The sequence below is a fragment of the Paraburkholderia sp. BL6669N2 genome (assembly GCF_003387275.1).
Taxonomy (GTDB): Bacteria; Pseudomonadota; Gammaproteobacteria; order Burkholderiales; family Burkholderiaceae; genus Paraburkholderia.
Map to the genome: position 1 here is coordinate 371415 of NZ_QUNA01000001.1, position 25669 is coordinate 397083.

Sequence of the window (25669 nt, forward strand, 5' to 3'; positions counted from 1 at the left end):
CGTGCGTGCGACCGGACAATGAAACGGGCTAGAGTCATTCGATCCAGTTGAAAAGGCGCTTCCGTTGACGCGTGATGCGGCGGCGTCTCGCTCAGCCCGGTTGATTGACGCCGCCGCCGGCTTCTCTGGACATCCGCATATCACCACCCGCGACGCGGCTCCGGCGCTACAGATCGTCGCCGACGAACCAGCGCAATAGGGGGCGGCTGCGCCTGCAAAGCATCGCGAATCTCGCGAGAGCACGCCTCACGTTTGCCGCGATACGCGTCGAGGCCAGCGGCATAGAAACTTTGCAGCGCGCCGCGTTGCGCATTCAGGCTCGCGCGGAAAGTCTCATCGGCATGCAGCAAGGGCGGCTCGCCGCGCAGCGCGAGCAGATGCGTCAACGTATCCGCAAAACTGTTCTGCCGCACTCACGCCGCATATTCGATGCGCGGCGCGATCCGCGGCCCACCCAGTTTGATCGGTTGCATCGAACCATGCGCCCGACCGGGTGCGGGTCGACAAGAAGAAGGGCCGTGGCACAACCGAGGTGATCGAAGCGGCGTCACAACCGGGCGAGGACGCATGGCTGCGTAACTTGAACACATCGGCCGCCGTGTTTCTGCAACAGCGTTTTGAACAGGAATCCTCAGGGAAGTCGGGAGGCGCGCCGTGAAGCGATTTTGTACGGCGTTGCAATGCTGGTTGCTTTATTCGCGGCTGCATCCACGCCGGCCGATCCCGCGCCGCGCATCATGGCGCGCGCATCTCGAACGTTCAGCGTGTCGAGCGTGCGCTAACTCGCGCGTGGCAACGCTGGTTGGCCAGCGATACGCTCACCTGGCGCAAGCTCGCGGCGGCCGCGCGCGAAGGAGAGTGGCGGCGGACCATTCCGGCCTTGGATGCGTGGATTGATAGAGCAGGCGACTTCGGCCGTCCCGCGCGGTACTCGCCGGAGTGCGGATCGGACGCGGACCAAGGGAAAGGAGGACAGCTTGGCGGGCCCGCTGAACCGATATTAGGCGGCCGTCGATTTCCACGCGCACTGTCGCGCGCTGCATCACTTTTCGAACGATATGAACCGTCCCTTAAAGGCTCAGGATTACCCACTGCTTGCAAGCGAACGGTTTCCGCTGCCCATTCGTCGCGTTTGAAGTCGAGCCAGCGCTGGGCCATGCGATGAAAGGCAGCCTTCGACTGCGCAAAAATCGTCGATCCGTGGAACGCAAAGAATCTATAGAAAACAAAAAACCCCGTAAGACGTTGATCTTACGGGGTTTCTCGAACTGCTTCGGCTTACGCCGGAACTACTGATGGTGCCCAGGAGAGGACTCGAACCTCCACGGTGTTGCCACCGCTAGGACCTGAACCTAGTGCGTCTACCAATTCCGCCACCTGGGCACGTCTTCAAGCTAGACCGCTATTTTAGCGTGGTGATTTAGCGTGTCAATCCCCACCTGCAAACTAACTCCGCTTCAATCAGCCGCCCGGATATCGCTTGCAATAAAGCGATCCTTCACCACTCGACAACCGTCCTGCCAACCACTCAATCCACCCAATAATCCGCGCTGTTAAACAGCGGCGTATCACCAGGCTTCACACAAAAAGTAAAGCCGCTCGTAAGCGGCTTTACTTTTGAATCTGGTGCCCAAGAGAGGACTCGAACCTCCACAGTGTTGCCACCGCTAGGACCTGAACCTAGTGCGTCTACCAATTTCGCCACCTGGGCAGGTGATGAACAGCAAAGAACGCCATTATAGCGACAGATTAGAGACTGTCAAGCGTTTCTCAAAACTCACTTAAACATCGTCGTGGCGAGCTTGCGCACGTCCGCGGGCAACCGCCCGGCAACTATTGACAGGGCCGCTTGGCGCGCAAGACGGGTGTTAGAATGCCTCGCAGTAGTTCGTTGGCACGGTGCACACGCCCGTCGGACTCAGCCTTGAACGAGCCGGACCCGAGCAGTTTTTTTCTGTGCATTTGCAGGTGCAATTCAAGCGCAGCTGAAGCGCAACCGGAGCGCACTGTAATCGCTTCCCAAGCCGAGCCACATCGCGATCGACGTCCATGCAACGAGAAAAAATCATCGACAAGCCCTTGAGCAAATTTCCGTACCCGATTCCAAGCCGCGAGGAAATCCTCGGCGTCCTGCGCACGAGTGAAGCGCCGCTTGCCGCGAACGACATCGCCGAAGCCCTGTCGATCAAGCGCCAGGAGCGCGAAGGATTTTTCAAGCGCCTCGGCGCGATGGAGCGCGACGGCCAGATCCGGCTCGATCAGCGCAATCTCTATCAGCTGACTCATCCGTCGAACTTCGTCGCGGGCCGTGTGCAAGGCCATCGCGACGGCTACGGCTTTCTGATTCGCGACGACGGCCAGGACGATCTATTCCTGCCCACCGCCGAAATGCAGAAGGTCATGCACAACGACCGCGTGCTCGCGCGCATTGTCGGGTATGACCGGCGCGGCCGTCCGGAAGGGCATATCGTCGAGGTCACGGATCGCGCCAACAAGCGCGTGATCGGCCGCCTGCTCAACGAGAACGGCGCGCTGATCGTCGCGCCCGAAGACAAGCGCATCGGCCACGACATTCTGATCCAGCAGAACACCAAGAAGGCCAAGGTCGGCCAGGTGGTGGTGGTCGAACTGACCGATTTCCCGAGCCGTCATTCGCAGCCGCTCGGCCGCGTGGTGGAAGTGCTCGGCGATATCGACGACCCCGGCATGGAAATCGAAATCGCGGTGCGCAAGTACGGCGTGCCGCACGAGTTCAGCCAGGCCGCGCTCGACGAAGCCGCGCGCCTGCCCGACGAAGTGCGCCCGGTCGACGCGCGGCATCGCATCGATCTGCGCGACGTGCCGCTCGTCACGATCGACGGCGAAGACGCCCGCGACTTCGACGACGCCGTGTACTGCGAGCCGGTGCAGGTCGGCCGTGGCGAGGGCTTCCGCCTGATCGTCGCAATCGCGGACGTCTCGCACTACGTGCACCCGAAGAGCGGGCTCGACGCCGACGCGATCGAACGCAGCACCTCGGTGTATTTCCCGCGCCGCGTGATTCCCATGCTGCCGGAGAAACTGTCGAACGGCTTGTGCTCGCTGAACCCGCACGTCGACCGTTGCGTGCTGGTGTGCGACATGATCGTCACCGCGCGCGGCGAAGTGAAGGCCTATCAGTTCTATCCCGGCGTGATGCACTCGGCCGCGCGTCTGACCTACACGGAAGTCGCCGCGGTCCTGAAGAACACCAAGGGTCCGGAGGCCACGCGCCGCGCCGCCTTGCTGCCGCAATTGCAGAATCTGTACGGCGTCTATAAATCGCTGTTTGCCGCGCGCCAGAAACGCGGTGCGATCGACTTCGATACGACCGAGACGTACATCGTCTGCAATGCGCAGGGCAAGATCGAACAGATCATTCCGCGCACCCGCAACGACGCGCACAAGCTGATCGAGGAATGCATGCTGGCCGCGAACGTCTGCGCGGCCGACTTCCTCAAGCGCAACAAACATCCGGGGCTGTTCCGCGTGCACGCCGGACCGACTGCGGAAAAGCTCGAGAATCTGCGCACGTTCCTGCGCGGCATGGGCCTGACGCTGGCCGGCGGCGACAAACCGCACGCGAGCGACTACGCGGCATTGATGGCGCAGATCCGCGAGCGGCCCGACGCGCAGATGCTGCAAACCATGCTGCTGCGCTCCATGCAGCAGGCGGTCTATAGCCCGGACAACATCGGCCACTTCGGTCTCGCGTACGAGGCTTATGCGCACTTCACGAGCCCGATTCGCCGTTATCCCGATCTGCTCACGCACCGCGCGATCTACGCGATCCTGCAGGGCCGCAAGTATCAGCCCGAGCCGCCGCAAGGCGTCGAGCTGAATACGGCGCTCTCGCCGCGCGCTCGCGCCATGCAGCAGGCCGACGACGAAAAACGCGGCCGCGTGCGTGGCAACAACGTGGCGATCTGGGAAGAACTCGGCCTGCATTGCTCGGCCAACGAACGCCGCGCCGACGAAGCCTCGCGCGACGTCGAAGCCTGGCTGAAGTGCTACTTCATGCGCGACAAGCTCGGCGAAGAGTACGGCGGCATGGTGAACGGCGTGACGTCGTTCGGCATCTTCGTGCAACTCGATTCGCTCTTTATCGAAGGCCTGGTGCACGTCACCGAACTCGGCTCGGACTACTTCCAGTACGACGAGATCAAGAACGAGTTGCGCGGCGAGCGCACCGGGATCCGTTATCGCCTGTCGGATCGCGTGCGCGTGCAGGTGAGCCGCGTCGATCTGGATGCACGCAAGATCGACTTCCGGCTCGTGCGCGACACGCCGATCAAGCCGCCTCTGGTGCGTGGGCCGTCGGCCGACAAGTCATCCGGTGAAAACGGTGGCGCGCGTGTGCGCGCGTTGCCGCCGGTGGAAGGTGGCGCGGCAGCGCCGGGCGCGCGCCGCAAGAAGGCTGCGCCCGCGCAAACCGCGGCGGTCAAGGAAGCACGTGCGGCGCGCGGCGCGGCGAAGAAGCACGGCGCCGCGACCAAATCGGCACAGAAGCCGCAGGCACGCAAGAAGCGCTGAAGCGGCCTGCTTGCTCAAACCGCGCGCATCGGGCACATAGCAACGTGCCGGTTGCGCGCGGTCTGCGTTTCATCGCCGTCAGGCATTCGAACACGGCAGCCGCGGCACCTGAATAGAAGCACGCAGGTTCGTATTCATCACAGTAGCGCGCGTCGAACGCGCGCTCAATCAAAGGTTGCATCAGTCATGGCACGTCTCAAGGTTTTATACGGTTTCCACGCAGTGACCGCACGTATGCGGCATGACGCGTCGACGGTCGAAGAGGTCTATTACGACGCCACGCGCAAAGACCGTCGCATGACCGAATTTCTGCACGCGGCGAAAGAAGCCGGCGTACGTCTGATCGCCGCCGACGAAACGCGTCTCTGGGGCCTCGCGCATACGGAGCGTCACCAGGGCGTGGTGGCGCGCGCGGGCGACATGCCGCTCGCGCAGAACCTGGCCGAACTGCTCGACGGCATCAACGGTTCGCCGCTGATTCTGGTGCTCGACGGCGTGACCGATCCGCACAATCTCGGCGCCTGCTTGCGCGTCGCCGACGCCGCCGGTGCGCACGCGGTGATCGCGCCGCGCGATCGCGCGGTGGGCTTGAACGCGACGGCCGCCAAAGTCGCAAGCGGCGCGGCCGACACCGTGCCGTACATCACCGTGACGAATCTGGCGCGCGCGCTGCGCGAGTTGAAGGACGCCGGGGTGTGGGTCGTCGGCACGGCCGGCGAGGCCACCAAGAGCCTCTACGACACGGAGCTGGACGGTCCGGTGGCACTGGTGATGGGCGCCGAAGGCGAGGGCATGCGCCGCCTCACGCGCGACACCTGCGATGTGGTCATGCAGATTCCGATGGCGGGCACGGTGGAGAGCCTGAACGTGTCCGTGGCGAGCGGCGTGTGTCTGTTCGAAGCGGTGCGCCAACGGGCGGTGAAGAAGTAATCCCGACACCACCCGCGCTAGTCTGCCGCTCCGGTAAACTAGCGCTTTTTACTGCTCGCCTGCCTTTTCCATGACTCAAGACGAACTCAAGCAACTGGTCGGCCAGGCCGCCGCCGACTACGTGACCGCCACCGTGCCCGAAGGCGCGGTGATCGGCGTCGGCACCGGCTCCACCGCGAACTGTTTCATCGACGCGCTGGCCGCCAACAAGGCGCGCTATCGCGGCGCGGTGTCGAGTTCGCTCGCCACCACCGCGCGCCTGCAAGCGCACGGCATCAAGGTGTTCGACCTCAACGAAATCGATTCGCTGCCGGTGTACGTGGACGGCGCCGACGAGATCGACCACAGCGGCGCGATGATCAAGGGCGGCGGCGGCGCGCTGACGCGCGAGAAAATCGTCGCGTCGGTGTCGGACGTGTTCGTGTGCATCGCCGACGCCAGCAAGCTGGTGGAGACGCTCGGCAATTTCCCGCTGCCGATCGAAGTGGTGCCGATGGCCCGTACGGCAATCGGCCGCCGCGTCACGGCGCTCGGCGGCGTGCCCGTGGTGCGCGTCACGAAGGAAGGCGCGCCGTTCATTACCGACAACGGCAACGAAATCATCGACGTCAAGGGTTTGCGTATCAGCGACCCGCGCACGCTGGAAATGCACGTCAACGCATGGCCGGGCGTGGTCACCGTAGGTCTGTTCGCCGGACGTGGCGCCAATCTGTGCCTGCTCGGCACGGACACCGGCGTCGAGACGATCGAGTACAGCAAGGGCTGAACAACGCTGACCGAACATCGCGCGCGGCCCTGGATCGACCGGCTCGCGCGAACCTCGAATGCATGACTCGCATCTACCTCACTAGCGTGCGGCCTGGCTGACTGCCCGCCGCATTCGCTGTCTATACCGCCTCACTGAGAATTCCATTCGCGCATTGGCCGACGCTGTCCGGCAAGACGTTGTGCTAACGCCATGACATCCCCCAGTTTGTAGGGAATGAACGAGTGCCGAAGCATCGATCGCCGGGCGCATTTGAAGGCGAAGTCACGGGATCCGCAGATTCGCAATAGGCGAACGGCGATGCCTATTATTCGCGAGCTGTCGCGCGTCGAATGTGGGCACGCGCACGCACAGCAAACGTCGCGCCACATACACTCGTTGCTAGGCACAAAAAGCGTCAATTAAAAAACGAGGGGATCATGAAAGTGGCGATCGTGCACGACTGGCTGGTCGCGCCGGGCGGCGCGGAGAAGGCGCTCGAGCAGATCATCGAATGCTTTCCCGACGCCGTTCTATTCAGTCTCGTGGACTTCCTCGCAGACCGTAAGCCGCTACGCGGCAAGCCGGTGACGACTTCATTCATTCAACGACTGCCGTTCGCGCGACGCCACTATCGAGCTTATTTGCCGTTAATGACGCACGCCGTCGAACGCCTCGATCTGTCCGTCTACGATCTGATTATTACGAGTTCTCCTGCGCTCGCCAGCAGCGTGCCGGTTAGACCGGATCAGAGGCTCGTCAGCTTTGTGCATTCATCGACGCGCTTCGCGTGGGATCTGCAACATCAGTCCCTACGCGAAGCGCATCTAACGCATGGGCCGAAGTCGTGGGCGGCGCGCATCTTACTCCACTATCTGCGCGGCCGGGAATCGCAACCGGCGAACGGCGTCGACCGTTTGATCGCGGACTCGCATTTCGTTGCACGTCGCCTGATGAAAACCTGTCGTCGTGATGCGGCCGTGATTGCGCCGCCCGTCGACGTGCACCAATTCGAGCTGTGCGCGCGCAAGGAAGATTTCTATCTGACTGCTTCGCCGATGGTGCCGTACAAGCGCATCGATCTGATCGTCGAAACTTTCAATGCCACACCCCACCGTCGGCTGGTCGTGATCGGCGACGGTCCGGAGATGGCGTCGATTCGTGCCAAGGCCGGTGCCAATGTGACGATCCTCGGCGATCAGCCCTTCGAGGTGCTGAGGGACCATCTGCAACGCGCGCGAGCTTTCGTGTGCGCCGCCGAGGAGGACTTCGGCATCGTCGCGCTCGAAGCGCAGGCATGCGGCACGCCGGTCATCGCATTCGGCAAGGGCGGCGCGCTCGAAACCGTGGTGCCGATCGGCGAGGCGCATCCAACCGGCGTGTATTTCGAGCGCCAGACGGTGGTGTCGATGCTCGACGCGATCGATCGTTTCGAGCGGCAGCGCGACCAGATCACGCCGGCGGCATGTCGCGCGAACGCTGAACGCTTTTCGCCGGCGGCATTCCGGCGCGCGTTCATGGCCGAGGTCACGCGGACGATCGCAGCGGCGAGCCGGCGCAGAACAGCAGTTGGGGCCGCTGACATGGTCGAAGGTGACCACGTCAGCGGTCTTTGCATGTTGACGGGACGACGCTAGGCAGCAAGCGGGCGTCTCATTATTCGCATATTGCGAAGTTCGCAAGATGTGAATAAAATGCTTTCGTCGTACTGCGGTAAGCAGCAAAATAGCCGTTCGGACTATGCCATCCGGCCGGCTATCGGTGTCGATCCGTCCCGTTTAGCCTTGCACGTAGAGCGCGCACATTCAGCGCGCGAACACGTGCGAGGAAATCCGATGCGGGTCATTTCAAAGAAAGCGTTGCTGGACTTCATAAAGAGACATCCGGGGGCGCGCAGTGCGCTATTGACGTGGTACTCACTGGCGCAGGCGTGCCTCGCGTATGGCTATAACGACCTGAAGCAGACGTTCGCCGGAATGGACTACGTACCGCCTCAATACACGGTTTTCGACGTGGGCGGCAACCGGTTCCGGATCGTTGCGGCGATTCACTACAACAGGCAGTCGTTATTCGTTCGTCATGTACTGACGCACGCGGAATACGACCTTTGGACGAGGAAGAATCTAAACTCATGAATGCCGATCGCCTTCCGGGAGCTTTTCCCGACATCGCTCAAACGTGGGCCGCGCTGCAAACGCAGTTGCCGATCACGCCCATTCGCAACGAGCAGGATTACCAGACCATGGTGCGGCTCGCCAACTCGCTCGCTGATCATCTGAACGGCAACGAAGAGGATCCGCTCTCGGATCTGTTCGCGATCGTGACCGACCTGATCGAAAGCTGGGAAGCGCACAACGTGACGATTCCAAAAGCGGAGCCCCGCGAGGTATTGCGGCATCTGCTGGAAACGCACGGACTGAAGCAGAAGGACCTGATAGGTATCGCGTCACCCACGGTGGTGAGCGATATTCTCGCGGGCCGCCGCGCCATAAGCAAGAAGGTGGCCAAGGCGCTGGCCGTGCGTTTTCATACCGACGTCAGCGCGTTTCTGTAAAAGGCGCGCAGCGCCGGCCCGGCGCCGCGCGGTACGCGGTGCTGGCCGGCAAGCTTCCCGTTGCTCACCTCGTCCATTCGACAGCGGGCCGGCGGCATGTTTCAGGCCGTCGTCTTCGGTGCTTGCCGTATTGGTGTCGCTGCTTTTTGCCGCGAGAAATCAGCTCCCAGCCGCGTGTCGCAGGTCGAGACGGATTGGGGCAATCAGAACGCGTTACGGCCGACAAAGCCCTTGAAGATCGTGATGAACACGATCTTCATGTCGAACCAGAACGACCAGTTGTGAATGTAGAAGAGATCGAACTTGACGCGCGCTTCCATCTTTTCCACCTTGGTGGTGGCGCCGCGATAGCCATTGACCTGCGCCCAGCCGGTGATACCGGGCTTGATGCGGTAGCGGTGCATGTAGCCGTACACCTGATCCTTGTAGAGGTCGTCGTGCTCGACTGCATGTGGACGCGGGCCGACCACGGACATCTGCCCGAGCAGCACGTTGAGAAACTGCGGCAGTTCGTCGAGACTGGTGCGGCGCATGAAGCCGCCGAGCTTCGTGACGCGCGCGTCGTTGCGCGAGGCCTGAGTGAGCTGGCCCTGCGCTTCATGATGCACGGTCATCGAGCGGAACTTGTAGATCGCGAACGGCTGGCCGTCCACGCCCTTGCGCGTCTGACGAAAGAACACCGGTCCCGGCGAGCCGAGCTTGATGCCGATCGCAAGTATCACGAAGAGCGGTGCGAGCGCGAGCAGCGCGGCCGCCGCGAACACGCGGTCAAAGATCAGCTTGGGCCACATCTGCGGCGATGAGAACGGCGTTGCGCTGAGATTAAGCGTCGGTAAACCGACGACATCGACCAGCGCGTGATTGAAAAGCGAGAGGCTGCGTACATCGGGAATGAAGCGCAGATTCACGAAGTCATGCCGGAACATGCGTGTGAACCGGTAGATCGTATGTTCTTCTGACAGCGGCAACGCAAGCCACACTTCGTTCACGTGATCTTCGCGCACCCTGGCGGCGAAGGCGTTCAGATCGGTCAGGACCGGCAGGCGGTTCAGACGCGCGCCGTACGTCTGAACCGTTTCCAAACCGGTGTGGCAGCTCGTATCGAGCATGCAGACCGGTTTGAAGCCCGCTTGCGGCGCATGTTCGAGATGGGCGAGCAGTGTACGTGCGAAACCCGGTGCGCCGACGATCGCGACGGTGCGGGAATTCATCCCGCGACGCCGCACCACGCGCAGCACCGCATGCACGAGGCACTTCGTAACGATGATCAATGCGCCGGAAATCAGCGTCGAGTAGCCGAACCACAAGCGCGACACCGCATCCATGCGATGCAGCGTGAACGCCAGCACGAGCGCGGTGAAGACCACCACCATCCACGCGGCCGCCACTCTCGCCAGCATCGAGGGCAGCGGTTTGCCGCGCCAGGTTTCATACACCCCGAAGCCGGGGAACAGCAACAGCAGGAGGACGCAGTTAAAGGCAATCAGAAGCCGTTCGGTGTCCGACAGCGGGATCGGCGTCGAGAACCGCATCCTGTGAGCGAGCAGCCCTCCCGCAATCACGAAGAGTACGTCGAGGAATCGCGCAGTATTCCTGAACATATTTGACTCTATACATTAGTCAGACGAACCAGAACTTTACTCGACGGTCTCAGCCTGACGCAGACGCGGCAGAAGGCGGTCGAATTCGCGCTTGACGAGGCCGTAGCATTCGCAGGCGCGTGCTTCGAGTCCTTTACGGTCGAGCACCTTGATGTGGCCGCGGCTGTGATGGATCAGGCCTTCGTCGTGCAACTTGCCGGCCGCTTCGGTAATGCCTTCGCGGCGCACGCCCAGCATGTCGGCGATCAGCTGCTGGGTCACGGTCAGATCATTCGATGCCACACGGTCCACTTCGATCAGCAGCCACCGGCACAGTTGCTTGTTGAGCGCGTGATGGCGGTTGCAGGCAGCCGTCTGCGCGACTTGCGTGAGCAGGGCGTGCATGTACAGCAGCATCAGACGGCGAAGGAAGTCAGAGCGGGCGAATTGCTGCTTGAGCGCCTGTGCGCTCATGCGGTACGCGAAGCCGGCACACTGCACCTGCACGCGGTTCGGCATGGTCTCGCCGCCCGTGAGCACCGGCACGCCGGTCATGCCTTCGCGGCCGACCGCGGCGATTTCGACCGAGCTGCCATCTTCCATCGTTGAGAGCATCGAGATGATGGCCGTGGTCGGGAAGTACACGTGATGAATCCGCTGACCGGAGTCGCACAGCAATTGCTCGGTGCGCAGATGAACCAGTTCGAGATGGGGAGCCAGTGCCTGCCATTCATGGGACGGCAATGCGCCGAGCAAATGGTTACCGTGCAAATCGGATTGAAGTGTCAACATGATCGGTCCTCGCGTGAAAGTCGCGCTCCGCGTGACTTTCTGTTTTTGATCCGATGCCCGCATCCCTTATGAACAGCGTGCTGCCTGGCTAGCAGCGCGGGATGAACAGGATCGGCCCCGTATTGGCCTTTGTCGTGCCGCCGCCGTTGTTGTGAATCTCTCTGCGGTGACGCGGTGTTGCGCTCTTCTATTAGCGAGGAGCGTGCCAGCGGGAGGCAAACCGAGGACTGGTGCGGGGTAACGCACTAAGGCTTAGCGCCGCGCGAAGGCAAACGGAGCTTTTTGTTTCATATCTGCACAACGTCCTCGCCGCCAGCGAGCGCTCCGCAGGCGCTGCCTGTTTTCCGCAAGTCCTTGATGGAATTGGGTTGGCGGGTTCTGGGAGGGGCTGGACGGCTCCCGTCTCAGCGCTGAATCGGCCCGTCGGTGTACGTTCTCACGCGGCGTCCGGGATGTGCCGGAATTGATTCAGATGTGTTCAACAGGCTTGGTACGGTGCCGCACGGATGATGATTTTGGCGAGCCAAAAGTCTGAGAAAAACCAACAGTGATTCTGCAGATCAGACAGGTGCGGGCGCGCTGCGCGAGGTTTTACGCGCCTCGCGAAGGAGTAATTAGATCAGGGAGACAATCAGCCGTAGAAGATGGCGGATATCGCATTGACCGCGCGGACTTCCCCTGCGGGCGACGCGTATGTTGCATCAGCTTTAACCGCGCCATTCGATGCCGATGCAACGAATCTCTCCTGCGGCGTGAACGGGATAAGCGGCACGATGCATGGCCGGTTCGGCGGCAGATGAAACCAGTCGCGTGCGGCCCTATAGTGTGTGTCAACGATATGAACGAAGCGCACAAAACGCTTCCCTTCGATCACGAGTTGCCAGCTGTCGCCGTTGCGCTCGAGAGTCACCGTCATGCCCAGATCGTGGCGCTCGCTCACGCGCCGCTCCGGCAGATGAAACGCTTCCGCAACGATCCGGCCGCTCGTTTGTTCGCGCAGCGTGGCGATCGTCACGTCGTGCGCACGCGGTCCGAAGCGGTACGCGTGGGTGAAATCGAAAAACTGGCCAAGGCATGCCGCCGCACTGAGACGTTGCACGCTGTGCGGCGCCAGTTCGACTTCACGACTGGCGGAGGCCACCTTGACGCTGCCGTCACGCAGGCAAACGAGTTCCAGTTGTGCGCGCAGCGGTTGCGCACGTTCGTTCAGCAAATGGATATCGAGGCCGTTGAGGCCTTCGTCGGTGATGCTGGCCTGAATGGGTTGCAGCGCTTGCGCGAGCCCGTGCAGGGCGCTTTTAGGCCGTCCAGTGGCGTCGATCAAGCCCCAGCCCGCTCCGGGGCGCAAGTCCTGAAGCTGCCAGACCAGCGCGCCGCCGCAGGTTGAACCGGCGCGGCGCCATTCGGCGAACACGTCGCCCATCAATTCGGCGACCACCGCGCGCGACAAGTCCAGATAACGCTCAGGGTCTTCGTAGCGCAAGCGTGCCGGTTCGACACCGTATAACGTCTGCAGATAATGGTCGCGCACGTCGTCGAAATCCCAGCCGGCACCTGGGTCGCGCGGCACCGCGGCTTTCCAGCGCGGATCGTGCAGATGAATCGTGCCGAGCGCGCCGTGCAGCGTGGCGTCGTCGGGCACGTTGGCGAAGGCGAGGCATTCGGCGGCGAAGCGCACCTGCGAGCGGCGCACGTCGTCGAGCGGACGCTGATAGGCGCCCACGCCGTAGTAGTGAGTGATGCCCTCATTAGTTGAAAACGGCCACACGCCCCCCGAAGGCGAGTTGGCGACATACGGCACGTCGGACCGTTCGCGCGCCACGATGGCCGGAAGTTGTTCAGTAAAGAGTGGTTGCGCGCGCATCGAAGGCGGCAGGCCGAACATGGCCGCCTGCTGATCGACCTCGCTGCCGCCGCACAGCACCGCGAGCGAAGCGAAACGCCGTGTGCGCGTTAAGAATTGTGTGGCTTCGCGCTCGATCGACGCGCTGAATGCGGCATCGTTCGGATAGTCGAAATTCGCCAGTGCGAAGTCTTGCCAGATGAGTATGCCGTATTCGTCGGCGAGCGCGTAAAACGCGTCGGACTCGTAGACCATCGTACCGCCCACGCGCAGCATGTTCATGCCCGCATCGCGGGCCAGCGTGAACGCGTGGCGCAGCTGCGCGTCGCTGCCGGCGAGCGTGACGAGGTCCGCGCTGGTCCAGCATGCGCCTCGGCAGAACACCGGCAAGCCATTAACGCGCAACATGAAGCCCATGCCGTCCGCGCCGTGGTCCACTTCAATCGTGCGGAAACCGACCGAACCCAATCCATGAGATGTCGCGTGCCCGTCATCGAGCTGCAACGTCAATGGATATAAAGTGGGCTCGCCGTGCGTATGCGGCCACCAGCGCTCGGCGCCCGGCACGCGTACGCTGCCGGTCAGTGTATATGCATCGCTCCATTGCAAAGACGAAACAGCGTCGCCGCATTTAAGCGAAGCGCGGCAGGCCGTGTCATCGTGCGGATGAACGAAACGTAGCGTGAGCGTAACAACACCAGAAGCAACGCCAGAAGCAAGGCCGTCGTCGGGATCGAGCCGGCTCGACACGTCGACGGTATCGAAAGCGTGGGGCGCGTCGCTCAGCAGTTCGACAGGACGCCATGGGCCGACCGCCTGCACCGAAGGACACCAGCCGGGCATGTGGCCGAGCAGGGTGGTGCGCACGTTGCGCAAGGTGGGCGGCGACACGAGCCGTGGCCGCCAGCGCGCGCGTGAACGTTTGGCCGTCAACGCCGGCGTGAGCGAGCGGAAGCACAGCGCGAGCGTCGCGCTGCCGTTTAGTTCGATGTCCAGATCGTGCGCGACGAACATCGAATCGGAATCGAGACGCTTCGCACCGTCGAGCCAGACTTCGGCGATGCTGGCGAGGCCATGCAGACGCAAACGACGGCGGCCGGTGCCTTCGAGCCTCACGCGATACCAATGGTCGTCGAAGGCGAGCGGTGGTGGATGCGCGATGTCCAGCAGACCTGCGGCACGACGCGCGCTCGCGACGGTGCCGGGCACTTGCGCGGCGAGCCAGCCGTGCGCGGGCAAATCGGCGGGCGACGCGCACGCGCCTGCGGGCGTGCTGACGCACTGCCAGCCGGTGTCGAGGCGCAACGGCCAGAGCGTGTGCGATACGGCTGGCAATGCGCCATCGGCACCGGTTTGCGCGGCCTCGTCGGGCGCGGGCGCGAGCAGATCGCTTGCGCCGCCTTCATCAGGCACCAGGTCCATCGTCAGTACATCCACGGCAAGTCCCCGAGAAGTCCGCGATGCCGCGCAAGGCCTGTTACAGCACGAGCGCGGCGAGCGGCGGCAGCGTCTTTTCGTAAGCGCTTTCGATCACGTCAAAGCAGTCTTCGCACAGATCGCGGCGCCCGCGGGTAATCGCCCGCACGAGCCGGAACTGCATCACCATCGACTCCGACGCGATGCTCTGCGCCGCTGCCGGAATCGACGCCGGCACCTCGAAGCCTTGCGCGGAGAGCCACGTCAGATACTTCGAGAGAAACTCGAAGTTCGCGCCGAGCTGCCGCATCAGGTTGAACGAGTACGGGTGGAAGAACTTTTCGCCACGCTCGAGCAACGTCTCGAGATGCGCGGGAAAGGCGACACGCCACTGCGCAATCGGATTGCTGAGCGGCCGGCGGTGCAAGTGCGCGCGCAGCAATTCTGCCGACGCTTCGGCGAGCGCGGTGCCTTCGAGTGCAGGCCGCGACTGCTTGGCGAACTCCACATACGGAAACAGCAGATCGGCCTGCTGCTGGAACTGCGGCAGCTTGCGGAACACGCCGTCGTAGTCTTCACCGTCGAGCAGGTGATAGCCGGTGTTATGGAAGTAGCCGAGACGGCGCGCGTCCGGATCGATGAAGTCGATGCCCACCGTGGTCTTCGGATGCTCGCGCCGGTACGACGTGGCGCGCGTATTCGGCAGGTAGTAGCCGTCCACTTCCACCAGCACGGTATGGCCGCGCAAGGTCTGCGCGAGCACGCGTGCTTCGAGGGAATCGTAGATGGCCAGTTCCTGCACCTGGGTGCCATAGAGCCGTTCGAGGTCTTCGAGCGGAAACTTGAAGAACGTGAACTGGTCGCCTTCGAAATCCTGCGTGACGGTAAAGCCGAGCGCCGCGCGCGGCTCGAGTCCGAAGCCGTGCAGCAGTTCGATCCACAGATCGACGTAGCAGTTGGTCTCCTGCCATACGCGCTCGCCCTGATGCAGCGCATGCGGTGCATGCTCGCGCAAACGCGTTGCGGGACCGGAAACCGCGCCCCCCGTGGCGGGCAGATCGACATGGCGGTTCAGCGGAAACGCGCCATTCGCGCCGTTCGGCGCCGGTGTCAGAGACGGGTTCATACGCGCTCTCCGGAACCTTGCCGCGTTTCGGTGGACACCGTTTGCATGGTTTCCATGCCATGCGCCACGCGTGCTTCGGTATCGCCCCACAGCAGCGCGCGCACGTCGTCCGGCCACGCGTTCACGTCGAGCCCATGATGACGGAATAGCGCGAGCGTGATCCGCTCCATGCCGAAACCGACGCAGCCCGTATGCGCGATCGTGCTGTCTTCGCACTGGATCTTCCAGATCGCGCCGAAGTGTTCCATGTGATAGTTGAATGACAGGCAGGCGGTCTTGCCGCGTGGATCGGCTACGGGGATCAACAGTTCGAACTTGAGCGCCTGGGCGCGCTGGCTATCGGCGACGATCTTGCCGCCGCGGCCGAAGAACGGGTCATTGGCGAGATCCACTTCGACCGGCAATTGCAACAGATTGATGAGCAGCGAGCCGCGATCGATCCACATCTGCCGGAACGCCATGACCTGTTCCGCGTTGCCGAGGCGCACGTATTCACGCTGGCGGAACATCTGCATGCGGCCCGGATCGAGCGACGGTTCGTGACGGAAGCAATACGACAGCACATCGATGGTGCGGCCGTTGGCGGGCAACGGACCGCGCCGCGCCATCACCGGATAGATCGGATAGCAGGCGGCCGGCGTGAGCACCACACGGGTCGGTTTCTGCTGCGCCATCCAGTCGTCGGCGCGGTCGTCGTCGCGTTCGGTCATGGCATCGTCGAGCGCGCGCAACAGGCGCTGGTGGCCCATGTCGTTGCCGCAGAACGAGTGGATCGTGCCGGCCAGATTCGGGAAGCTCTTCAGATACTCGCTGTCTTCGAAGTCCGTGCGGCGCATGGCGGGCGGAAAGCGCAGCAGTTCGGGCTGCTGGTCCGCGCCCAGATGCGTGATCGCCACGTTCAGCCGGTCCACCACGTCTTCGAAAATCTGGCTGCGGCCATACAGGCCGTTTTCGCCGGTGTCGATCAACAGGCCCGCGGCCAGCAGTTCATCGCGAAAGCTCGGCGCTTCGGCTGCCTGAGCAGCGGCGGCAAGGGCGGCGGTATCGGTCATCGTGTTCATATCAGGCTCTCCCCGGGGCGGCAGGTCGTTGCGCGAGCAACAGGCTCGCGGTGTTCTGCGCGATGCGGTCGTTATTGATCATCAGCGGCGCCGAATGCAGGTCGCGCAAATGGCGCCCGACGCTGTACGGCGTGCCGTTCTTGTAGCCCGCCATGCCGCAGATCATCAGCACTTCGTGCACGACCTGCAGCGCGGTGGTGGAGATGCTCGTCTTCAGCGTGTTCATGTCGGAGGCGAAACCGAGCATGGCCGCGAGGGGCGCATCGGCTTGTGAGCCGCCGTTGCGCGCGTGATGAGCGGTGCGCGCCGCCTCCAGCGCGACTGCGAGGCGTGCCTGCATCATCTGCAGCAGACCGACCGCTTCAGCGAGGCGCAAACCGGCTGGCGGAACCACGCCTGGCTTCGCACGCGCCTGGGCACGGAAGAACGCTTTCGCGCGATTCACCGCGTCGGCGGCCACGCCGGTCCAGACCGAGGCCCACAGCGTATGCGAGACCGGCAGCATGGTTTGATCGGCGATCTCGGCGAATGGCGTTGGCAGGATCTGTTCGGCCAGACCTGTGGCGATGAGCCGGAAGCCCTCGCTGCAGGTGCCGCGCATCCCCATCGAGTCCCAGCCGCCGCGCTTTTCCAGTTGCGTATCGGCGCGCAACGCGACGATCAGCACCTGGTCGGCGGCCGCCGATTCAGCGGTGCGGCGGGCGGTGACGAGAATGCCGTCGGCGTGCGCGCCATACGAAATCGTCGGTGCGAGCTTTTCGATGCGAAAGCGCGCGCCGTCGAGTTCGACCGAGCAGGCGCTCGTGCGCATATTGCCGCCGATGGTTTCCTCGGAAGTCGCCGACGCCAGCAGCCACTGCTGCTTGACCAGTTGCACGAGCAACTGTCGATGCCATACCGCATCGCTGCCATGCGCCTCGATACACGCCACCTGGATCTGGTGCATCGCGTACACCATCGCGGTGGAGGCGCAGCCTTGCGCGAGCGTTTCGCAAATCGCGCCGACGTCGGCGAGCGACAGGCCGGCGCCGCCGAACTCGGCCGGCACCAACACTGAGAGCAGGCACTCGCGCTTGAGCGCCTCGAACGCTTCGCTCGGAAAGCGCGCCTCGCGGTCCACGGAGTCCGCGAACTGCGCGGCCACCGCCGCGCAGCGTTGCGCGGCCGCGCGCCAGCCGGGTTCGGTTTCGACAGCGGTCAAGCCGAGCGACGTGTCGGCGCCTTCCGCCGCATTGTGCGCGTGCCTAGAGGCGGGCTCTGCCGCCGCATCCAGCAGCGGGGCGTTCATGCTGCCGCCTTCGCCTGTTGCAGCTCGGTGATTGCCGCGGCCATCGAATCGATGCTGGAGAACAGGCGCCGCGTCAACAGACGGTCCGGAATCTCAATGCCGAATTCGTCTTCGATTGCCAGCATCAGATGCACGGTCGCGAGTGAGGAGAGGCCGGCGGCGTAGAGGTCGGCGTCGTCGGCCAGCGTTTGCGCCGGGACGTCCAGGCGAGCGGATTCTGAAAGGATGCGGCGCAAGGCGTTTTTCATGATGTGGTCCCCTAGTTGTTCAACGTTCTCGGATGGTGCGGACATCGATCGCACGTGATCGTTTTTTTGTCCATTGTCACAACGCATGCCAGCGTGGTCCTTGTGCCGGGCGCGGCGCGTTCAGATTGACCGCTTGCGGTTACTGGCGGCGTGCCGTGATGCCGTGCCCCGACGTCCGTATTTAAGAATTGTCAAAGCCCAGCGTCAGTGCGATGGCGCACGGAAACGCGCGATTCACGGACGTACCGTGTAGCCATCACAACGGGCCAGCCCATGCAGCGAGGCCGTCAAAGCCGGCGCGCGGTGCTCGGCGTCGTTGAACTTATTGACTGCTGGGGAAGGCGATGAACTGGAAAACGCTGGAATTCGATCAGCTTTCGGCGCGCGAGTTGTATCTGGTCTTGCGTGCGCGCAGCGCGGTGTTCGTGGTCGAACAGTCGCACGTTTGTCTCGACGCCGATGGCCGGGATGAAAACGCGGTGCATGTGTTCGCGGTGGAGGACATGTCGCGGCCCATGCCGATTCTGGCCTACGCGCGCCTGCAACCCGGCGACGCGGAAGATCCGGAGATCACCATCGACAAGGTACTGACGAGCCCGCTGCGGCGCGGCGACGGCACCGCCGAACTATTGCTCGAACGCGTGCTGCAGGCGATTGCCGACCGTTGGCCGGGGCATGCCGTGCGTGTCAGCGCGCCGCTCGGTCTGCGCGGGTTCTATGAGCAATTCGGTTTTCGCAAGACAGAAGGGCCATATCTCGAACATGGCGTGCCCTTCATTGGCCTTACACGCCAGGTGCGCGGCAGCCAGCCGCTTTTCGGCGGACGGCGCCGTGAGCGCGACAGCGCGGTGCTTGTCAATACGTTCGAAATGCTGTGATCGGGTGGATGCTCCTCACGCCCGGCAGCGCCGACCTGTACGGCGTGCATTCGCCGTTGCGTCGGACTCCGAGACAATGTGGCGGGACGTACATATCGATCATGCAGCGTTTGTTGTAATGGCTTGAAAGCGTTCGCGCAGGTTTCGTTTATTCGGGGAAAGCGTAATGCATGCGCAAGGATTGTCCCAGCGCACATACGCTTAAGGGGAGCGTTTGTGAACAGTCAATCCAAATTGGATCGTGTCAACCGAGTCGCATGGAATTCGTCTGATGCCGAACGCGTGATGACGTTCGGTAAAACCTACTCCGACCCCGGCGAGCAGGCCGCATTCAATTGGCTCGCACCGCGTTGCGCGGGCCAGCCCTTACTCGATATCGGAATCGGCGCCGGCCGCACGATTCCGCTGATGACGGCCATCTCCGCCGACTACATCGGCGTCGACTACACCCAGAAACTGCTCGATCTCGCGAAGGCGCGCTATCCCGAACGCGACCTTCGGCATATGGACGCACGCGACATGTCCGCGCTGCCTTCGGATCATTACGCGCTCGCCGAGTTCAGCTGGAATGGCATCGACTGCGTCGACTACGACGATCGCGTGAAGATTCTCGAAGAGATGTATCGCGTGGTGCGGCCCGGCGGGTATGTGCTGTTTTCGTCGCACAACCGCGGCGGCCCCGGCTACCGCGAGAATATCTGGCAGCTGTTGCCGCAATTTTCGTTCAATCCGCTGAGACTCGGCTGGCGCACGCTGCGCTCCATGCGGCGCTTCCAGCTCGGCACGCTGAACTATCTGCGCAACGTGAAGCTGAATCATGATTACGGCGGCTACGCGGTGAAGACCGCCGCGGCTCACAACTTCGGCATTGTGATCGTCTACACGACGCTGCGGGAGCAGCGCCGGCAACTGGCGCAGGTCGGCTTGCAGATCGACGCCGTGTTCGGCAGTAGCGCGGGCGATCGCATTCCCGACGAAGTGGAAGAGAGCGACGCGTGGTGGTTTCACTTCATCGCGCACAAGCCGCTCGCCGCCTGCCGCTTCGACTGACGGCGGCCACGGGACGAAAGCACGACTGTAGGCGGAGCACGGCAGTACGCACGACAACATAGAACAATGAACCGGGCCAGTTGGACCGGATAGGGGACCCGCACATGAATCGCATCGTAGAACCAGGCAATCCGCTTGCGTCGGTCGGGGGCGTCGGCGAAGCGGCCACGCGTTTATCGGTGCAGCCGGTGATTTTCGCAGAGGGATCGGGCACCCGATCGTCGCCGTTATCGCGCGAACGCGATCCTAAACGCTCGGTGGACCTCACGGGCGACGCGTCGCGGCTCGAAACTACGCTGAGCCGTCTCGACGCGTCGTTCGTCGTCGCGCAACACACTACACCGTCATCCATCGCGCGATCCTTTGCGGCGCCGCTGGTGATCTGCCGCGAAGACCTGCATCAGAAAATGCACGAAGCTGGGGAGCAGCTCGCACGCCCGGGCCGGCCGGTGCGCATGGTGCTCGAACCGATGTCGCGCGATACCGCGCCCGCGCTCACCGTTGCAGCGCTCGCCGCGTGCGCGGCGGCTGTGGAAGGCGACGATCCGCTCATCGTCGCGCTGCCTGCTGATTGCCTGATTGCCGATCACGTTGCGTTCGGCGCGGCGCTCGCCGAGGCGTTGGAGCACGCGACGCGTGGCGCGATCGTCACGCTCGGCATGCCGCCCAAGCGCGCGGAAACCGGCTACAGCTATATCCGTACGGGAATGGCGCTCGGCAAGCGGGGTGCGCGCGCCATCGAACGGTTGGCCGAAAAGCCCGATCCCGAACTGGCCGAACGGTATGCCGCCTCAGGCAATTACTGGTGGAACAGCGGCATGGTCGTGACGCGCGCGTCGGTATGGCTCGCGGCCATCGCGCTCTGCCAGCCGGCAATCGCCGAGGCCTGCGCGGCCGCGTTCGAGCATGCCACGGTGGATGGCGACGGCACGCTGCATCTGTCCCGCAATGCGTGGGCCCTGTGTCCGTCCGCTTCGATCGACTGTGCGGTAATGGAGCGAATCGGCACCGACGCGCGGCTCGTAGGCGTCGCCGTGCCGTTCGTCGCGGGACACTCCGAAACGAGCGCGCGGGATTCGGTGATGCGGCTCGCGCGCGGCGAGGAATGCTTCATGCTCGCGGCGAAAAACCCGTCGGCGTATGTTCCTCCCGGCATCGCGCATCGGCTTGAGAAGCTGGGCATGACGCCGCGAGTAATGATCGAGGTCCAATCAGGCGGCTACCCGGGTGAAGACGACATCGTGCGTGTCGAAGACCCGTTCGGTCGCAATCTGGAGAGCGCTCATGCACGCAAAGCTGCATCACGCTGAGACGCCGCACCTCGTGCAGGCGTGTTTCGACGAGCGGCGTTTTCGTCACGCGTTGGGACGCTTCGCGACCGGCGTCGTGGTGATCTCGACCGGCAGCGGCGACGATCTGCATGCGATGACCGCCAACGCCTTCATGTCGGGTTCGCTCAAGCCGCCGCTGATCGTCGTCTCGGTCGGGCACCGGGCGCGCATGCACGAGCGTCTGATGGACAGCGCGCTGTTCGGCGTGAGCGTGTTGTCCGAGGCGCAGGAGCCGCATAGCCGCCACTTTGCCGGCGAGCCGCAGAGCCGGCTCGCGCCGCGCTTTGCGGCGGTCGAGGGGCTCCCGGACGTGGTGCTGCTCGAACACGCGGCGGCGCGTTTCGCCGCGCGCGTGGTGGACCGGCACCCTTGCGGCGACCATACGCTGTTCGTCGGCGAGGTGCTGGTGTTCTCGCTCGATGAACACGCGCCGCTGATCTTTTTCGGCGGGCGTTACGGATCGGTGGCGGCGCCTGAGTCGATGCAGCGATCGACGGCGGTGTCCGCGCAGGACTCGCCGCCGCTCGCCGCGAGCGCCTCCTGATGCGCGCGTCGGCCGTCATTTCCCGCCAGTTCCTTTCCGCCGACGCGTGGTGGATCAGACAAATCGTCTCGCAACGTGCGTCTTCGCACTATGCAAACAGTGCAATGCAGGCACGCTTGAGACGCAAGCTTATGGCCCATGGAAATATGCGGCGTTACAAGAAAGAAACAATTCTTCAGAGGGATAACCCTGTTAGGACGTTTCCCGACTGGCGCAAGCGTTTCGAAGCTAGCAACGTATCGTAGAAGAACTAAGTGACGTCAATAAAACGAGACATAAGGGCCGCACGATCAACAGGCTACGCGGGGGCAAACACCGCTTCGGGGAGAGTTTCATGGAACAGGCAAACAAAGATCGATCGCTCGTGAGCAAAGTCATGGACGGACTGGTCACGGGCATCGTCGAAGAGAAATACGGCGCCATACTGCCACCGCAGGATGTGCTGTCGAAGGAGTTCGACGTCAGCCGCACCGTCATGCGCGAGGCGCTGTCGATGCTGCTCGCGCGCGACATGCTGGACGTGCGGCCGAAAATCGGCACGCGCATCCGCTCGATGAGCGATTGGCGCATGATCGACGAAGACGTCGTGAACTGGCGTTTTCGCGCGAAACCCGATCCGCTGTTTTTGCGCGACGTGATCGAGTTTCGTATCCTGATCGAACCGCGCGCCTCGGCGCAGGCGGCCGCGCGTGGCAGCGCGGCGGATATCGCCGCGATCCGCGAGGCGTTCGAAGCATTCCGCGCGATCCGGCCGGGCGAGCCGGGCTATCAGGAAGCGGACGAACTGTTCCACACCCGCATCGTGGTGGCGAGCGGCAATCAGTTCTTCAAGCAGATGGCGGCGATCATTCGCGGCGCGCTATCCACTGTCAATCCCATCGTGACCGAAAGGGACGGGGAGGGACTATGGGAAAAGGCGGTGAAAACCCATCAACGTGTGGTCGAAGCGATCGAACGGCGCGATCCGAAGGAAGCGGAACTCGCCTCGCTTGCAATGATCGACTACACCACCGAAGAAATCAGCGGCCAGTTTTCCCCGGAACCGCCCGCACACAGTTGAGCGTCGCCGCTGCAGCGGCACGCTGGGTCTTTAATTTTTCCTTGTGAGACTGTGCGATACGAGAGGCGCGCGTTCACGCCCACGCGAGAGCGTGCGGCATGCGCGACAATAGCGCCTGTTCTGATCTGCATGGACTCGAAGGAACGATGACAATCGCAACGCAGGAAATCCCCTCGGACGGCACGATCCGCTGGGGAATCGTCGGGACGGGCCGCATTGCCCGTCGCTTCGCGCAAGGTCTCGCCCATGTGCCGCACGCGCAACTGACCGCGCTGTGGTCACGCCGCGCGGAACCGGCCTTGGCATTCGCCGGGGAATTCGGCGGCGAGGTGTGCGCGAGTTTCGACGCGCTGCTCGCCAGCGGTATCCACGCGCTCTATATCGCCACCGTCCAGGACAGTCACGCCGACTACGCGATCGCCGCGCTGCAAGCCGGCCTGCACGTGCTGTGCGAAAAACCCGCCACCATCAATCAGCCGCAGCTCGAACGCGTGCTCGATGCCGCGCGCGCCGCGCAACGGCTATTCATGGAAGCCATGAAGCCGCCCTTTTACCCGCTCTACAGAAAGTTGCGCGCGCATCTAGATGCCGATCCGATCGGTGCGGTCGGTCTGGTGCGGGCCGACTGTTCGGTGCCGGGCGTGCCGGACGATCACCCGTCGCTGTCGTTCGAGCACGCGGGCGGCGCGCTGCTCGACATCGGCATCTACGAGATGTTTCTCGCCGTCGACTGGCTGGGCGCGCCGCTTGAGGTGCAGACGCTGGGGCGGCTCGGCGCAACCGGCGTCGATACGTTCGCGAGCCTGAACAGTCAGCACGAGGGCGGCATCGCCCAGTTGTTTTGCGGGCTCGATCTGCATGGCAAGGGCGACGCGCTGCTGATGGCCAAAGGGGGCCACGTCACGATTCACGAACCGTGGTGGAATCCGTCGCGCGCGACGATCCGTTATACCGACGGACGCGTGGTCGAACTCGACGAGCCGTTCGAAGGCGGCGGCCTGAACTACGAAACCGCGCACTTCTGCGAGTTGATCCGGGCGGGGCAAATGGAAAGTCCAGTGATGCCGCACGACAAGTCGCTGCAGATGATCGCGATGGCCGACGCGGCGCGCGCGGCGCTCGGCTTGAAGTTCGCCGGAGAGTAGCGTCGCCGGCGTTGCCGCATTGCGCTCAGCAGCGGTGGTAGGATTCGCGCGGGCATGCGGAGAGAAAAAACGCTCCACGTGTCCGCCGCTTTCGAATTCCTTCCAATGGAGCCGCCTGCCATGCGCATGCTCGGAAAACTGTGGCGCGACAACAAGAGCGTCGTTGCGTTTCTCTTCCTGATGGTGTTGTTTCGCAGCGCCGTTGCCGACTGGAACGTCGTGCCGAGTGGCTCGATGCTGCCGACGATCCGCGAGGGCGACCGGATCTTCGTCGACAAGATGGCCTACGATTTGCGCGTGCCGCTCACGCATATCGCGATCGCGCATCTGCACGATCCGCAGCGTGGCGATATTGTGACGATCGATTCATCGGCGGCGCGTGAGTTGATCGTCAAGCGTCTGATCGGCTTGCCCGGCGACAGCGTGGCGATGCGCGAGAACGTGCTGTACGTGAACGGCGTGCGCGCCGATTACCAGCCGCTCAAGCTCAAGCCGCTGCCCGGCGACGCGGCGTCGCCCGGCGATTATCTAACCGAACGCTTCGACGGCGTCACGCATACCGTGCGGCTCGCGCCGCAGGCGCCGAGCCCGCGTGATTCGTTCGGGCCCGTGGTCGTGCCGCCCGGCGAGTATCTGATGCTCGGCGACAATCGCGACGACAGCGCCGATTCGCGTTACTTCGGCTTCTTTCCGCGCAAGGAATTGATGGGCCGTACGCGCCGCGTCGCGTTTTCGCTCGACCCGGACCACTACTACACGCCGCGCTTCGAACGCTTTGGCGCGCCGCTGGATCCGGCGTCTTCTGTCGCCCGCCGCTAAATCAGAAGCGCCGGGTGCTCAGTGGCGCGACGGCAGCGCAAGGCGCCGTTCGTACCAGCGTTGCACGCTCTGGAGCACCTGACACAACACCCAATAAACGGCGGCCGCGGCCAGATACAACGGCAGCGGCTGATAGGTCGACGCGATGATCTCCTGCGCGCTGCGCAGCAGTTCCGTGACGGTAATCACCGACACCAGCGAGGTGTCCTTGATCAGGCTGATGAGACTGTTCGACAGACTCGGCACGGCAATGCGCAACGCTTGCGGCGCGATCACGTAGCGCAATGTCTGGCGTCGCGAGAGTCCGAGACTGTAGGCAGCGAGCCATTGACCGTTCTGAATCCCCAGGATCGCGCCGCGCATGCTCTCCGACAGATACGCCGCCACGTTGGCGGACAACGCGATCACGCCGGCCGGCGTCGGATCGAGCGATATGCCGAAACTCGGCAAGCCGTAATAGATCACGAAGATCTGCACCAGCAGCGGCGTGCCGCGCATCACACTCACGTAAATACGCGCGATCCAGTTCAGCACGCGGTTGTGGCTGACGCCCATCAACGCCAGCACGGCGCCGGCGATCAGGCCGAAGATCATCGACAGAACCGCGAACTTGACCGTCAGGACGGCGCCCTGCGCGAGCACAGGCAGCGATTCAACGAGCAGGGAAGTGGTGGACATGAGCTGAGCGGTGGACGGGTTAGGCGCGCA

The 25669-nt window shown here is 63.3% G+C and carries 22 protein-coding genes and 2 tRNA genes; 13 read left to right on the forward strand and 11 right to left on the reverse strand.

Annotated elements, in window-relative coordinates; all coding sequences use genetic code 11:
• Positions 1-140: 140 nt before the first annotated feature.
• From B0G80_RS01550 to B0G80_RS01560, 3 genes are all read right to left on the reverse strand, one after another.
• The gene (locus B0G80_RS01550) at positions 141-413 is read right to left on the reverse strand and encodes a hypothetical protein (protein WP_243856677.1); all 273 of its coding nucleotides are present in this window, start codon (positions 411-413) and stop codon (positions 141-143) included.
• 883 nt (positions 414-1296) lie between these two features.
• A tRNA-Leu gene (locus tag B0G80_RS01555) sits at positions 1297-1383 on the reverse strand.
• Positions 1384-1624: 241 nt separating this feature from the next.
• Positions 1625-1711 (reverse strand) — tRNA-Leu (locus B0G80_RS01560).
• 338 nt (positions 1712-2049) lie between these two features.
• Between B0G80_RS01560 and rnr the strand changes: the two genes are divergently transcribed.
• The 6 genes from rnr (at position 2050) to B0G80_RS01590 (ending at position 8780) form a co-directional block, all read left to right on the forward strand.
• On the forward strand, positions 2050-4551 hold the full coding sequence (rnr, locus tag B0G80_RS01565; RefSeq protein WP_116116733.1) for a ribonuclease R: 2502 nt from the start codon (positions 2050-2052) through the stop codon (positions 4549-4551).
• Between the two features lie 186 nt (positions 4552-4737).
• On the forward strand, positions 4738-5481 hold the full coding sequence (rlmB, locus tag B0G80_RS01570; RefSeq protein WP_106283641.1) for a 23S rRNA (guanosine(2251)-2'-O)-methyltransferase RlmB: 744 nt from the start codon (positions 4738-4740) through the stop codon (positions 5479-5481).
• 70 nt (positions 5482-5551) lie between these two features.
• Positions 5552-6247, forward strand: coding sequence for a ribose-5-phosphate isomerase RpiA (gene rpiA, locus B0G80_RS01575; protein WP_106283640.1), 696 nt, complete (start codon positions 5552-5554; stop codon positions 6245-6247).
• A gap of 419 nt (positions 6248-6666) precedes the next feature.
• On the forward strand, positions 6667-7863 hold the full coding sequence (locus B0G80_RS01580; RefSeq protein WP_116116734.1) for a glycosyltransferase: 1197 nt from the start codon (positions 6667-6669) through the stop codon (positions 7861-7863).
• A 57-nt stretch (positions 7864-7920) separates the two neighbouring features.
• Positions 7921-8361 carry a type II toxin-antitoxin system HigB family toxin gene (locus B0G80_RS01585; RefSeq protein WP_258878791.1) on the forward strand — a complete coding sequence of 147 codons (441 nt, stop codon included), beginning with the start codon at positions 7921-7923 and terminating at the stop codon, positions 8359-8361.
• A complete protein-coding gene (locus tag B0G80_RS01590; RefSeq protein ID WP_106283637.1) occupies positions 8358-8780 on the forward strand; it encodes a type II toxin-antitoxin system HigA family antitoxin in 423 nt (140 codons plus the stop codon). The genes B0G80_RS01585 and B0G80_RS01590 overlap by 4 nt, the downstream gene beginning before the upstream one ends.
• A gap of 203 nt (positions 8781-8983) precedes the next feature.
• On the opposite strand, the gene B0G80_RS01595 is transcribed toward B0G80_RS01590, so the two are convergent.
• The 7 genes from B0G80_RS01595 to B0G80_RS01625 all read right to left on the reverse strand — a co-directional run bounded on the left by B0G80_RS01595 (position 8984) and on the right by B0G80_RS01625 (position 18134).
• Entirely contained in the window at positions 8984-10381 is a 1398-nt protein-coding gene (locus B0G80_RS01595; protein WP_116116736.1) for an undecaprenyl-phosphate glucose phosphotransferase, read from the reverse strand.
• Positions 10382-10417: 36 nt separating this feature from the next.
• Positions 10418-11152: a Crp/Fnr family transcriptional regulator gene (locus B0G80_RS01600; RefSeq protein WP_006048767.1), complete on the reverse strand. Its 735-nt coding sequence runs from the start codon at positions 11150-11152 to the stop codon at positions 10418-10420.
• A 631-nt stretch (positions 11153-11783) separates the two neighbouring features.
• The gene (locus B0G80_RS01605; RefSeq protein ID WP_181919889.1) at positions 11784-14432 is read right to left on the reverse strand and encodes a glycoside hydrolase family 2 protein; all 2649 of its coding nucleotides are present in this window, start codon (positions 14430-14432) and stop codon (positions 11784-11786) included.
• 40 nt (positions 14433-14472) lie between these two features.
• A complete protein-coding gene (locus B0G80_RS01610) occupies positions 14473-15537 on the reverse strand; it encodes a DUF1839 family protein (RefSeq protein ID WP_116116738.1) in 1065 nt (354 codons plus the stop codon).
• Positions 15534-16598 carry an amino acid--[acyl-carrier-protein] ligase gene (locus tag B0G80_RS01615; protein WP_116116739.1) on the reverse strand — a complete coding sequence of 355 codons (1065 nt, stop codon included), beginning with the start codon at positions 16596-16598 and terminating at the stop codon, positions 15534-15536. The genes B0G80_RS01610 and B0G80_RS01615 overlap by 4 nt, the downstream gene beginning before the upstream one ends.
• Before the next feature lies 1 nt (position 16599).
• On the reverse strand, positions 16600-17886 hold the full coding sequence (locus B0G80_RS01620) for an acyl-CoA dehydrogenase family protein (RefSeq protein WP_116116740.1): 1287 nt from the start codon (positions 17884-17886) through the stop codon (positions 16600-16602).
• Entirely contained in the window at positions 17883-18134 is a 252-nt protein-coding gene (locus B0G80_RS01625; RefSeq protein ID WP_106283631.1) for an acyl carrier protein, read from the reverse strand. Before B0G80_RS01625 ends, B0G80_RS01620 begins: the two co-directional genes overlap by 4 nt.
• A gap of 344 nt (positions 18135-18478) precedes the next feature.
• Between B0G80_RS01625 and B0G80_RS01630 the strand changes: the two genes are divergently transcribed.
• The 7 genes from B0G80_RS01630 to lepB all read left to right on the forward strand — a co-directional run bounded on the left by B0G80_RS01630 (position 18479) and on the right by lepB (position 24961).
• Entirely contained in the window at positions 18479-19012 is a 534-nt protein-coding gene (locus tag B0G80_RS01630) for a GNAT family N-acetyltransferase (protein ID WP_116116741.1), read from the forward strand.
• Between the two features lie 216 nt (positions 19013-19228).
• Positions 19229-20062, forward strand: coding sequence for a class I SAM-dependent methyltransferase (locus B0G80_RS01635; protein ID WP_116116742.1), 834 nt, complete (start codon positions 19229-19231; stop codon positions 20060-20062).
• A 104-nt stretch (positions 20063-20166) separates the two neighbouring features.
• Entirely contained in the window at positions 20167-21372 is a 1206-nt protein-coding gene (locus B0G80_RS01640; RefSeq protein WP_116116743.1) for a sugar phosphate nucleotidyltransferase, read from the forward strand.
• On the forward strand, positions 21347-21937 hold the full coding sequence (locus B0G80_RS01645; RefSeq protein ID WP_116116744.1) for a flavin reductase family protein: 591 nt from the start codon (positions 21347-21349) through the stop codon (positions 21935-21937). Before B0G80_RS01640 ends, B0G80_RS01645 begins: the two co-directional genes overlap by 26 nt.
• Positions 21938-22271: 334 nt before the next feature.
• Complete coding sequence (locus B0G80_RS01650; protein ID WP_116116745.1) at positions 22272-22997, forward strand: FadR/GntR family transcriptional regulator; 726 nt, start codon at positions 22272-22274, stop codon at positions 22995-22997.
• Positions 22998-23143: 146 nt separating this feature from the next.
• The gene (locus B0G80_RS01655; protein WP_116119470.1) at positions 23144-24142 is read left to right on the forward strand and encodes a Gfo/Idh/MocA family protein; all 999 of its coding nucleotides are present in this window, start codon (positions 23144-23146) and stop codon (positions 24140-24142) included.
• 120 nt (positions 24143-24262) lie between these two features.
• Positions 24263-24961, forward strand: a complete 699-nt coding sequence (gene lepB / locus B0G80_RS01660) for a signal peptidase I (protein ID WP_116116746.1) — start codon at positions 24263-24265, stop codon at positions 24959-24961.
• 18 nt (positions 24962-24979) lie between these two features.
• On the opposite strand, the gene B0G80_RS01665 is transcribed toward lepB, so the two are convergent.
• Positions 24980-25639 carry an amino acid ABC transporter permease gene (locus tag B0G80_RS01665; RefSeq protein WP_116116747.1) on the reverse strand — a complete coding sequence of 220 codons (660 nt, stop codon included), beginning with the start codon at positions 25637-25639 and terminating at the stop codon, positions 24980-24982.
• Between the last annotated feature and the right edge of the window lie 30 nt (positions 25640-25669).

Excerpts from the sequence above, each read along its gene's own strand:
- B0G80_RS01630 (WP_116116741.1), top strand. The coding sequence starts at position 18,479 with ATGAACTGGAAAACGCTGGAATTCGATCAGCTTTCGGCGCGCGAGTTG.
- B0G80_RS01655 (WP_116119470.1), top strand. The coding sequence starts at position 23,144 with ATGACAATCGCAACGCAGGAAATCCCCTCGGACGGCACGATCCGCTGG.
- B0G80_RS01625 (WP_106283631.1), bottom strand. The coding sequence starts at position 18,134 with ATGAAAAACGCCTTGCGCCGCATCCTTTCAGAATCCGCTCGCCTGGAC.
- B0G80_RS01610 (WP_116116738.1), bottom strand. The coding sequence starts at position 15,537 with ATGAACCCGTCTCTGACACCGGCGCCGAACGGCGCGAATGGCGCGTTT.
- B0G80_RS01590 (WP_106283637.1), top strand. The coding sequence starts at position 8,358 with ATGAATGCCGATCGCCTTCCGGGAGCTTTTCCCGACATCGCTCAAACG.
- rpiA (WP_106283640.1), top strand. The coding sequence starts at position 5,552 with ATGACTCAAGACGAACTCAAGCAACTGGTCGGCCAGGCCGCCGCCGAC.
- B0G80_RS01640 (WP_116116743.1), top strand. The coding sequence starts at position 20,167 with ATGAATCGCATCGTAGAACCAGGCAATCCGCTTGCGTCGGTCGGGGGC.
- B0G80_RS01600 (WP_006048767.1), bottom strand. The coding sequence starts at position 11,152 with ATGTTGACACTTCAATCCGATTTGCACGGTAACCATTTGCTCGGCGCA.
- B0G80_RS01665 (WP_116116747.1), bottom strand. The coding sequence starts at position 25,639 with ATGTCCACCACTTCCCTGCTCGTTGAATCGCTGCCTGTGCTCGCGCAG.
- lepB (WP_116116746.1), top strand. The coding sequence starts at position 24,263 with ATGCGCATGCTCGGAAAACTGTGGCGCGACAACAAGAGCGTCGTTGCG.
- rlmB (WP_106283641.1), top strand. The coding sequence starts at position 4,738 with ATGGCACGTCTCAAGGTTTTATACGGTTTCCACGCAGTGACCGCACGT.
- B0G80_RS01595 (WP_116116736.1), bottom strand. The coding sequence starts at position 10,381 with ATGTTCAGGAATACTGCGCGATTCCTCGACGTACTCTTCGTGATTGCG.
- B0G80_RS01615 (WP_116116739.1), bottom strand. The coding sequence starts at position 16,598 with ATGAACACGATGACCGATACCGCCGCCCTTGCCGCCGCTGCTCAGGCA.
- B0G80_RS01620 (WP_116116740.1), bottom strand. The coding sequence starts at position 17,886 with ATGAACGCCCCGCTGCTGGATGCGGCGGCAGAGCCCGCCTCTAGGCAC.
- B0G80_RS01645 (WP_116116744.1), top strand. The coding sequence starts at position 21,347 with ATGCACGCAAAGCTGCATCACGCTGAGACGCCGCACCTCGTGCAGGCG.
- B0G80_RS01585 (WP_258878791.1), top strand. The coding sequence starts at position 7,921 with ATGCTTTCGTCGTACTGCGGTAAGCAGCAAAATAGCCGTTCGGACTAT.
- B0G80_RS01650 (WP_116116745.1), top strand. The coding sequence starts at position 22,272 with ATGGAACAGGCAAACAAAGATCGATCGCTCGTGAGCAAAGTCATGGAC.
- B0G80_RS01580 (WP_116116734.1), top strand. The coding sequence starts at position 6,667 with ATGAAAGTGGCGATCGTGCACGACTGGCTGGTCGCGCCGGGCGGCGCG.
- rnr (WP_116116733.1), top strand. The coding sequence starts at position 2,050 with ATGCAACGAGAAAAAATCATCGACAAGCCCTTGAGCAAATTTCCGTAC.